The organism is Azospirillum formosense (genome assembly GCF_013340925.1).
In the GTDB taxonomy this organism is placed as follows: Bacteria; Pseudomonadota; Alphaproteobacteria; order Azospirillales; family Azospirillaceae; genus Azospirillum; species Azospirillum formosense.
In genome coordinates this window covers 1-9,135 of sequence record NZ_WHOR01000239.1, presented here as the reverse complement: position 1 = coordinate 9,135, position 9,135 = coordinate 1, and the positions used below count along the sequence as shown (strand labels likewise).

Sequence of the window (9,135 nt, the reverse complement as noted above, 5' to 3'; positions counted from 1 at the left end):
GTGAGATTTAGTCCCCTCCCCTGCGAAGCGGGGGAGGGTTAGGGAGGGGGCAAGACCTCGCTCCCCCGCCGACCCTGCCGAAAGAGCCGATGTCCTTCTACCTCGTGCAATTCCTCAGCGGCCTCGCCACGGCGGCGACGCTGTTCCTGGTGTCGTCCGGGCTGACCATCGTGTTCGGCGTGACGCGGATCGTGAACTTCGCGCACGGCTCCTTCTACATGCTGGGCGCCTATCTCGGCTGGACGCTGGTGGAGCGCTGGGGCAGCACGCCGCTGGGCTTCTGGGGCGCGGTGGCCGCCGCCTCGCTGGCGGTCGGGCTGCTCGGCGCGCTGATGGAGGTCGGGCTGCTGCGCCGCCTCTACCGCTCGCCGGAGCTGTTCCAGCTGCTCGCCACCTTCGGCGTGGTGCTGGTCGTGCAGGACGCCGCCTCCTGGATCTGGGGGTCGGAGGATCTGCTCGGCCGGCGGGCGCCGGGGCTGCGCGGCTCCGTGGACATCCTGGACCAGCCCTTCCCTCTCTACGACCTCGTGCTGATCGGGCTGGGGCCGCTGGTGCTGGGCCTGCTCTGGCTGCTGTTCAACCGCACGCGCTGGGGCACGCTGGTGCGCGCGGCGACTCAGGACCGCGACATGGCCTCGGCGCTCGGCGTCGATCCGGCGCGGCTGTTCACCGGGGTGCTGTTCCTGGGGTCGGCGCTGGCCGGTCTCGGCGGCGCGCTCCAGGTCCCGCGCGAGGCGGTGAACCTGCACATGGACATGGCCATCGTGGTCGAGGCCTTCGTCGTCGTCGTGGTCGGCGGCATGGGCAGCCTGACCGGCGCCTTCGTCGCCTCGCTGCTGATCGGGCAGTTGCAGGCCTTCGGCATCCTGGTCTTCCCGCAGATCACGCTGGTGCTGGTCTTCCTGTTCATGGCGGTGGTGCTGGTCATCCGCCCCTACGGCCTGCTCGGCCGCGCCGAGGACGCGCCGCCCACCGCCGCCAGCCCCGGCCCGCCGCTGATCGCCGCGACCGGCGTGGCGCGCTGGGCGCCCGCCCTGCTGCTCGCCCTGCTGGCGGCGGTGCCGCTGGTCGCCGGCGACTACGCGCTGATCGTGCTGACCGAGGTGGTGATCCTGGCGCTGCTGGCGGCCAGCCTGCATCTGCTGATCGGGCTGGGTGGCCTCGTCTCTTTCGGGCACGCCGCCTATTTCGGGCTGGGCGCTTACGGCGCGGCCCTGCTGGTCAAGCATTTCGCCGCGCCGATGCCACTGGCGCTGGCCGCCGCTCCGCTGGTTGCCGGGCTGGGGGCGCTGGCCGCGGGCTGGTTCTGCGTGCGGCGCTCCGGCCTCTACTTCGCCATGCTCACCCTGGCCTTCGCGCAGATCGTCTGGTCGGTGACCTTCCAATGGTACGGAGTCACGGGGGGCGACAACGGCATCCTCGGCGTCTGGCCACCGGACTGGGCGGCGGGCAAGGTGGCCTATTACTGGCTGACGCTGGCGCTGTCCGGCGGCGCGCTGCTGCTGCTGCGCCGCGCCGCCTTCGCGCCCTTCGGCTACACGCTGCGCGCCGGGCGCGATTCCGCGCTGCGCGCCGAATCGGTGGGCATCGACGTGCGCCGCCACCAGTGGCTGAGCTTCGCCCTGGCCGGCTCCGCCGCCGGTCTGGCCGGCGGGCTCTACGCCTTTTCCAAGGGCAGCGTCTTCCCCACCCTGATGGCCGTGCCGGTGTCGGTGGACGCGCTGGTCATGGTGCTGATGGGCGGCATCCAGACGTTGAGCGGCCCGGTGGTGGGCGCTGCCTTGTTCCACCTGCTGGAGACCGAGGCGATGAGCCGGACGGACTGGTGGCGGCTGGTCCTGGGCGCCATCATCCTGGTGCTGGTCCTCGCCTTCCCCAAGGGCGTCGCCGGCTTCGTCCGCGACCTGTGGACCCGCGGGAGGGACGCATGAGCCGCCGCCTCGCCGTCGAAAACCTCCAGCGCGCCTTCGGCGGCGTGCAGGCGGTGCGCGGCGTGTCCTTCGCGCTGGACGCCGGGGAGGTCCTGGCGCTGATCGGGCCGAACGGCGCCGGCAAGACGACCTGCTTCAACCTGCTCAACGGCCAGCTCCGGCCCGACGCCGGGACGGTGCGGCTGGACGGGGTGGACATCGTCGGCCTGCCGCCGCGCCGCATCTGGCGGATGGGCGTCGGCCGCACCTTCCAGATCACCGCCACCTTCGCCTCGATGACGGTGCGCGAGAATGTGCAGATGGTCCTGCTGTCCGTCCACCGGCGCCTGTTCGGGCTGTGGACCCCGGCCGCCGCCGGGTTCCGCGACGAGGCAATGGCCCTGCTGGAACGCGTCGGCATGGGCGCCCAGGCGGAGCGGCCCTGCGGGGTGCTGGCCTATGGCGACCTGAAGCGCGTCGAACTCGCCATGGCGCTGGCCGGCGACCCGAAAATCCTGCTGATGGACGAACCGACCGCCGGCATGGCCCCCGGCGAGCGGCAGGAGCTGATGGCGCTGACCTCCTCCCTCGTCCGCGAGCGCGGCCTCGCCGTCCTGTTCACGGAGCATGACATGGACGTGGTGTTCGGCCACGCCACCCGCATCATCGTGCTCGACCGCGGCCAGTTGATCGCCGAGGGCACGCCCGACGCCGTGCGCGCCGACCCGCGCGTGCAGGCCGTCTATCTGGGAGGCGCGGCATGACCGCAGAGCCCCTTCTGAGCACCCGCGGGCTTCAGGCCTGGTACGGGCGCGCCCACATCCTGACCGGCGTCGATCTGACGGTGGGCCGGGGCGAGGTGGTCGCCCTGATGGGCCGCAACGGCGCTGGCAAGACCACGACGATGAAGGCGGTCATGGGGCTGCTCGACCGGCGTTCGGGCACGGTGGCCTTCGATGGGCGCGACGTCTCCGCCCTGCCGCCGCACCGCATCGCGCGGCTCGGCCTCGGCTATGTGCCGGAGGACCGGCGCGTCTTCACCGACCTGACGGTGGAGGAGAACCTGGAGGTCGGTCGCCAGCCGCCCCGCGACGGCGCCCCCCATTGGACGCCGGAGCGGCTGTACGCCCTTTTCCCCAACCTCGCCGAGATGCGGGGCCGCCGCGGCGGGCGGATGAGCGGCGGCGAGCAGCAGATGCTGACGCTCGCCCGCACGCTGATGGGCAACCCGTCGCTTCTGCTGCTCGACGAACCGTCGGAGGGGCTGGCCCCGCGCATCGTGCAGCAGATGGCCGACGCCCTGCGCGCCCTGAAGGCCGAGGGGCTGTCGATCCTCGTGTCGGAACAGAATCTCGCCTTCGCCGCTGCGGTCGCCGACCGCGCGAGCGTCATCGAGAAGGGGCAGATCCGCTTCGAAGGCCCGATGCGGACGCTTATGGAGGATGAGACGGTGCGGCGGGCCTATCTGGCGGTGTGAGAACCGATCACGCCAGCATGTCCAGGACGCGCTTGGTGTTGTCCTGCGCGGCCTGCATCACCTTGACGTTTGCGGCGAAGTCGGTCTGTGCCGAGGACAGGCTAACCACCACCGCCGGGTCGAGATTGCCCGCGGCGAGTTGCGCCCCCGCCTCGTCGGCGCGGGACTGCGCACCCTGAAGCCCAGCCAGGGCGGAGGCCTGGGCATCGGGCAGGGACGGCATCCGCGGTGCGCCGAGCGCGCTGATGTCCATGGTGGAAACCCCTCGATTGGCCTGCGACCCACCCTACCCCTTTTTCGGCGGAAATGCGATGGGGACGGCGGGTCGGTTCAGCCGTCCGCCAGCCGGACGGCCAGCCGGTCGAGAAAGGCGCCGGCCTCCGCCGGGTCCTTCAGGCTCCATCCGGCGGCGCTGGGGGCCGGCGGGTCCATGACGCGGACGCCGACTCCCCGCCCCTCTCCACGCGCCGCCAGGGCGCGGAAGGCGTCCTCGTCCGTCTCGTCGTCGCCGAGGTAGAGCGGCAGGGTCTCCGGGCCCGCCAGCCCCAGGGTGTCGAGCAGCGACAGGACCGCCTTGCCCTTGTCCCAGGGGACGTTGGGCCGCAACTCGTGGATCTCCTTGCCCCCGGTGACGCGCAGTTCCGGAAAGGCCGCAGCAACCTCCCGCACCCCGTCGCCGACCGACGCCTTGCGGTCCGGGACCACCCTGCGGGTGTGGATGGCGATGGCGAAGCGCTTGCGCTCGACCAGCGCGCCCTCGACGCCGTGCAGGCGCCGCAGCAGGTCCGCTTCGGCCGCGTCGAGGTCGCCCAGATACTCATCGCCGATCTGGGTGCGCAGGCCGGGGCCGCGGATGTCGAAGCCGTGGCTGCCGGCATAGATCAGGTCGTCGATCCCGACATGGCGGGCCACATCCTCCAGGTCGCGCCCGCTGACCACCGCCACCGGGCACAGCCCGGCAAGCCGACGGATCACCGCGCGCACGGAGTCGTCGAGGACCGCAAGGTCGGGGCGCTCCACGATGGGCGTCAGGGTCCCGTCATAGTCAAGGAAGACGGCGGGCCGCCGGTCGCCCAGCATCGCCGCGAAGGCGTCGAACCGGACGAGCGCCGACGGCTTGCCTTCGGTGGAAGCGGGGGGCGGCTGATCGGTCACGGGCGGCTCTCCTTTGTCGTCCAGGGCGCATCGTCGGTGGGCGCTGTCGCGCCGGCGCACCATCGGGACAACGGGAAAGCGCGCCACAAGGTCCTGATGCCGGGTCCTGATGCGTCAACCAGCCACGTTATCGCACCCGACACTATTGTGACACTCCGGTCACAGCGACCCTGGAAAAAGCAACGGCCCCACAGGGGGGCCATTGCTTCGGGGTTTGCACCCACCTGAGATCTTTGTTAATTTTGCAGCGCAGCAAGAGATTGCTGCTTCGCCCTTCTTGGGCGTTTCCTCCCTAAACTCAGGCCGCTGTTCGTCAGCGGCCTTTTTTCTGCCAGAAACCTGTCCCTTCTGGCAATCCCTAACAAACACCATACCCCAACAAATCCAGCGGCATAATCCGCACAAATTGAAGGGCTTTATCCCCCACGACGCCCTCTTGCGCCACAGGCCCCGCCGGGTTTTCCTGTTGGCCCACCGCCGATTCCCCGCCGCAGCCCATCGGGTGCCGAATTGAGCCATGAACACAGCCCCGCTGCCGACCGGCCGCTGAAGGCGCTCATCAACGCGACGCTCCACACCGGGGATTCGGTGCTGGCGGGTGCCGCCCTGCTGATCGACGGCCCGGCCCTCGCAGCCATCGTCGCGCCCGAAGCGATCCCGCGGGAGGCCGAGGTGATCGATCTCGGCGGCGGCATCCTCGCCCCCGGCTTCATCGACCTTCAGGTGAACGGCGGCGGCGGCGCGCTGTTCAACGACACGCCCGACCTGCCGACGCTGCGCCGCATCGCCGAGGCGCACCGCCGCTTCGGCACCACCGGCCTGCTGCCCACCCTCATCACCGATTCGGCTGAAAAGCGCGCCGCCGCCGTGGCCGCGGTGCGCGCCGCCGTGGCGGAGGGGATGCCCGGTGTGCTCGGCATCCATCTGGAAGGTCCGCACATCGCGCCGGAACGCCGCGGCGTCCATGACGCGCGTTTCATCGCGCCTCCCGACGCGGACGATCTCGCCCTGCTCGGCGGCCTCTCCGGCCTGCCGGCCCTGGTCACGCTGGCGCCGGAAGCGGTTCCGCCGGAGCCCATCCGCCGGCTCGCCGCCGCCGGGCTGCGCATCGCCGCTGGCCACAGCACCGCCACCTGGGCGCAGGCGAAGGCCGGCTTCGCCGCGGGCATCACCGGGGTGACCCACCTGTTCAACGCCATGAGCCCGCTCGGCTCCCGCGAGCCCGGCATGGTCGGGGCCGCGCTGGAGGACGATGCGGTCTGGTGCGGGATCATCGTCGATGGCCACCATGTCCATGACGCATCCGTTCGCCTGGCCTGGAAGGCCAAGGCACCCGGCCGCCTGTTCCTGGTGACCGACGCGATGCCCCCCGTCGGCGTCACCCAACTCGGCGCCTCCCAACCCGGCGGCTTCCAACCCGGCGGCTTCCAACTTTACGGCGAGGACATCCGGGTGGAGGACGGGCGCTGCGTCACCGCCGACGGCACCCTGGCCGGCTCCGCCCTGGACATGGCGACGGCGGTGCGCAACGCCGTGGAGCGGGTCGGCATCCCGCTGGACGAGGCGCTGCGCATGGCCTCCGCCTACCCGGCCGATTTCATGGGGATGGCGGGACGGCGCGGCCGCATCCGGCCCGGACTGGCCGCCGACCTCGTGCATCTCGACGAGCGGCTGCGGGTGCGGGCGACTTGGATCAGCGGCAAAATGGCCGTTCCGTGAAACACCCCCTGCACGCGCGCGCAAATCTGTCGTATAGAGGCCGCAGAATTTCGACCCTCATACGCAGCATCGAGGAGATTTACCCATGGACATCGCCCTGATGGTTCTGGCCGTCGTGTTCTTCTTCTGGCAGACCGTTTCCGAGTGATCGGCGTCCGGGCATCCGGACAAGCGAAAGGGCGGCTCCCCGGCGGAGCCGCCCTTTCGCGTTTCTGACCAGTCAGTCGGCCAGCGCGCCGCCATGGATCTGCGGATGTTCCAGCCGCGCATGGGCGGAGGCGACCAGCCTCAACGTCTCCATGATCGTTCCGATCGCCTCGTTCAGGTCGGCCCGGCCCGCGGGCACGGGCATTCCCGACAGGACCGATTCCAGATCGTCGGCGGCGTCCTGAAGAAGGACGCAGGCTTCCTCCAACTGACGTTTGGCCGTTACGCCGTTTGCACGATGCGACAAAGGCGCCTTCTGCATATTGCGATAGGCATTTTGATTTGCAGTTTGCAGCGAAGACCCGCGCCGTCCCTTCTGAAACCCCGTTATGAAGCCGAACATGGGCCCTCTCCCTTCCGTGTCGGAGGGCATAGAGCAAAAGCCGCGCCAATTTCGAAACATCGGCCGAAGGGATCACTCCTTGGGCCAAAGCCACGCCGCGCCGCGCATACCGCTTTCGGCGCCATGGCGCGCCTGAAGGAAGCGGGTGCGGGGAGCCGGACTCAGCGCCCAGCGCCCCCATAGGGCCGGCACGGCCTCGTACAGCCCCGGCAACTCCGACAGACCGCCGCCGACCACCACCACGTCGGGGTCGAGCAGATTGATGACGCCGGCCAGCGCGCGGGCCAGCGCTTCGGCATGGCGGTCCAGCGTCGCCCGTGCCGCCGCGTCGCCGGCCGCAGCGCGGGCAGCGATCTCCGGCGGGGCCAGCGACTCTCCCGTGCGCCGATTGTGCAGGCGGGCCAGACCGGCTCCGCACAGCAGCGTCTCGATGCAGCCTTTCCGCCCGCAGCCGCAGGGCAACGGCGGGCCATCCTCCGCCGTCCGCCAAGGCAGCGGGTTGTGCCCCCACTCACCGGCCAAGGCGTTGGCGCCGGCCAGGATGCGCCGCTCCGCGACGATCCCGCCACCGACCCCGGTGCCCAGGATGATCCCGAAGACCAGCGGCGCCCCGGCCGCCGCGCCGTCCACCGCCTCCGACAGGACGAAGGCGTTGGCGTCGTTGGCGATCCGCACCGGGCGGTCCAGCGCCTGCGCCAGATCGGCGGCGAAGGGCCGCCCGTCCAGCCAGGGCAGGTTGACCGCGCGCACGGTTCCCGCGGCAGCGTCGACGATGCCGGGCAGGCACAGGCCGACCGTGGCGTCCCGGCAGCCCGCCCGCTCCTCCAGCGCCGCCACGGCACCGGCCAGCGCCTCCAGCGTCTCCGTATAGCCGCGCGGCGTGTCGGCGCGGTGCCGCGCCCGCTCCGCCCCGTCGGGAGCCAGGAGGATGGCGGCGATCTTCGTGCCGCCCAGATCGACGCCGATTCGCATCGGACCCATGCCCATGACGGACTCCCAGAGCGGGTGGACAGTGAAGGGGGTGGAAAAGCAGTTCCCCCTATAGCGCAGCGCTCCGCCCGAATCAGCCATCCCGACGCGCACCTCCTCCATAAGAGGTGGCGGTCCCGTCCCTTTGCACCGTCGCAGGACGGCGGCGGACCACTAGAGTCAGGAGTGTCACGTCCCATCAATTGGATTGCGCGCGCCCCCATGGACCGTTCCGCTCCGAAAGCCACGCCATCCTCGAATCGCTCTGCGGCGAAGGCGAAGCCCCAACCCCAGGCCGCCGGCCTGCGCCCCGACCAGACGGAGGTCTTCGACGGCCTTCTCCTGGCTCTGCTGGCGCGCAAACGGCTGCTGGTGCTGGTCGGCGAGGCCGGATCCGGACGGGCCGCGGTCTTCCACCAGCTCGTCGAGCAGGTCGGCTCCGACGGAGCCCTGGTGCTTCCGGTCGCCGCCAGCGCCGGGGCGCAGGTGGAGGATCTGGTGTCCGCCGCCGGTGACGCCGCCCTGCCCTCCGACAGCGACGACCGCGATTTCGACACGCTGATCGAGGAGCTGGAGGAGCGGCTCGACCTCGCCGGCACCGGGCTGCTGGCGGTGGAGAACGCCGGCGTCCTGGCCGCTCCGGCGCTGGCCGACCTGATCGACCTCACCCGCTCCGAAACGCCGAGCGGGCGTTTCCTCCAGGTCCTTCTCTGCGGCACGCCAGAGATGGAGCGGACCCTGGCCCGCCCCGGGCTGGCCGAAGCGGTGCGCGAGCTTGGCGTGATCTACCGCATGACGCCCGGCGCCGGCCCGTCCGTCGCGCCCGCCGCCGCCATCCCCTCCGCTGGCCCTTCCGCCGGGCCGGCGCTCGCCCCGCCGCGCGCCGCTCCACCGCCGCCGCGCCGGACCGCGGAGCGCGATGCCAACGACTGGCCGGCCAACGACTGGGACGCTCCGGACGGCTGGACGATCCCGGAAGCCGGTGCCCCGGTCGCCGATCTGCCCGTCAAGCGCCCGCGCCGCCGCGCCGCGCTGGCCGGCGCGGCGATCACCACCCTGATCCTGCTCGGCGCCGCCGGGGCGGGCGTGGCCCTGACCGTGCCCGGCGCCACACCCGAACGGGCGCTCGATTACGCCCGGCAGGGCTGGCAGGACCTCCGCAGCTTCGTGGCGGAGCGGGTGCACAATCCTTTCGCCGATGAGCCCAGCCTGGGCAGCCGCGGCCCCGACACGCTGGCGCTCGCCCGGCCGCAGAACCCCTATCTCGCCTCCCTCCCCGCGGAGGCGGGAGTGCCTGTGGCGGGCCCGGCGCCCATCAGGGGCGAAGCCCCGCCGCCCGCCGGCCGCACCACGCG

General features: G+C 71.5%; 9 protein-coding genes. 5 read left to right on the top strand and 4 right to left on the bottom strand.

Annotated features, from left to right (window positions below):
- The first annotated feature begins 89 nt into the window (after positions 1-89).
- Genes GBZ26_RS23170 through GBZ26_RS23160 form a run of 3 tightly spaced genes read left to right on the top strand, consistent with a single transcriptional unit; the run spans position 90 to position 3,387 of the window.
- The gene (locus GBZ26_RS23170) at positions 90-1,931 is read left to right on the top strand and encodes an ABC transporter permease (protein WP_174440869.1); all 1,842 of its coding nucleotides are present in this window, start codon (positions 90-92) and stop codon (positions 1,929-1,931) included.
- A complete protein-coding gene (locus GBZ26_RS23165) occupies positions 1,928-2,674 on the top strand; it encodes an ABC transporter ATP-binding protein (protein ID WP_174440868.1) in 747 nt (248 codons plus the stop codon). Before GBZ26_RS23170 ends, GBZ26_RS23165 begins: the two co-directional genes overlap by 4 nt.
- Complete coding sequence (locus GBZ26_RS23160) at positions 2,671-3,387, top strand: ABC transporter ATP-binding protein (RefSeq protein ID WP_174440867.1); 717 nt, start codon at positions 2,671-2,673, stop codon at positions 3,385-3,387. The genes GBZ26_RS23165 and GBZ26_RS23160 overlap by 4 nt, the downstream gene beginning before the upstream one ends.
- A gap of 7 nt (positions 3,388-3,394) precedes the next feature.
- Here GBZ26_RS23160 and GBZ26_RS23155 read toward each other — a convergent pair whose 3' ends face one another.
- On the bottom strand, positions 3,395-3,640 hold the full coding sequence (locus GBZ26_RS23155; protein WP_174440866.1) for a hypothetical protein: 246 nt from the start codon (positions 3,638-3,640) through the stop codon (positions 3,395-3,397).
- Between the two features lie 77 nt (positions 3,641-3,717).
- Positions 3,718-4,542 (bottom strand): trehalose-phosphatase, encoded by an 825-nt coding sequence (gene otsB, locus GBZ26_RS23150; protein ID WP_174440865.1) that lies wholly within the window; start codon positions 4,540-4,542, stop codon positions 3,718-3,720.
- A 510-nt stretch (positions 4,543-5,052) separates the two neighbouring features.
- Between otsB and nagA the strand changes: the two genes are divergently transcribed.
- Entirely contained in the window at positions 5,053-6,261 is a 1,209-nt protein-coding gene (nagA, locus tag GBZ26_RS23145) for an N-acetylglucosamine-6-phosphate deacetylase (RefSeq protein ID WP_211104915.1), read from the top strand.
- Between the two features lie 220 nt (positions 6,262-6,481).
- On the opposite strand, the gene GBZ26_RS23140 is transcribed toward nagA, so the two are convergent.
- Together GBZ26_RS23140 and GBZ26_RS23135 are read right to left on the bottom strand one after the other, a co-directional pair.
- Positions 6,482-6,811: a hypothetical protein gene (locus tag GBZ26_RS23140; protein WP_174440864.1), complete on the bottom strand. Its 330-nt coding sequence runs from the start codon at positions 6,809-6,811 to the stop codon at positions 6,482-6,484.
- A gap of 72 nt (positions 6,812-6,883) precedes the next feature.
- Entirely contained in the window at positions 6,884-7,783 is a 900-nt protein-coding gene (locus GBZ26_RS23135; RefSeq protein WP_174440870.1) for an ROK family protein, read from the bottom strand.
- A 219-nt stretch (positions 7,784-8,002) separates the two neighbouring features.
- Between GBZ26_RS23135 and GBZ26_RS23130 the strand changes: the two genes are divergently transcribed.
- A partial coding sequence (locus GBZ26_RS23130) for an ATP-binding protein (RefSeq protein ID WP_174440863.1) occupies positions 8,003-9,135 on the top strand: 1,133 nt, incomplete at its 3' end.

What these genes read in the sequence shown, in the direction of transcription:
- GBZ26_RS23170 (WP_174440869.1), top strand. Translation starts at nt 90, where the DNA reads ATGTCCTTCTACCTCGTGCAATTCCTCAGCGGCCTCGCCACGGCGGCG.
- GBZ26_RS23165 (WP_174440868.1), top strand. Translation starts at nt 1,928, where the DNA reads ATGAGCCGCCGCCTCGCCGTCGAAAACCTCCAGCGCGCCTTCGGCGGC.
- GBZ26_RS23160 (WP_174440867.1), top strand. Translation starts at nt 2,671, where the DNA reads ATGACCGCAGAGCCCCTTCTGAGCACCCGCGGGCTTCAGGCCTGGTAC.
- GBZ26_RS23155 (WP_174440866.1), bottom strand. Translation starts at nt 3,640, where the DNA reads ATGGACATCAGCGCGCTCGGCGCACCGCGGATGCCGTCCCTGCCCGAT.
- GBZ26_RS23140 (WP_174440864.1), bottom strand. Translation starts at nt 6,811, where the DNA reads ATGTTCGGCTTCATAACGGGGTTTCAGAAGGGACGGCGCGGGTCTTCG.
- GBZ26_RS23135 (WP_174440870.1), bottom strand. Translation starts at nt 7,783, where the DNA reads ATGCGAATCGGCGTCGATCTGGGCGGCACGAAGATCGCCGCCATCCTC.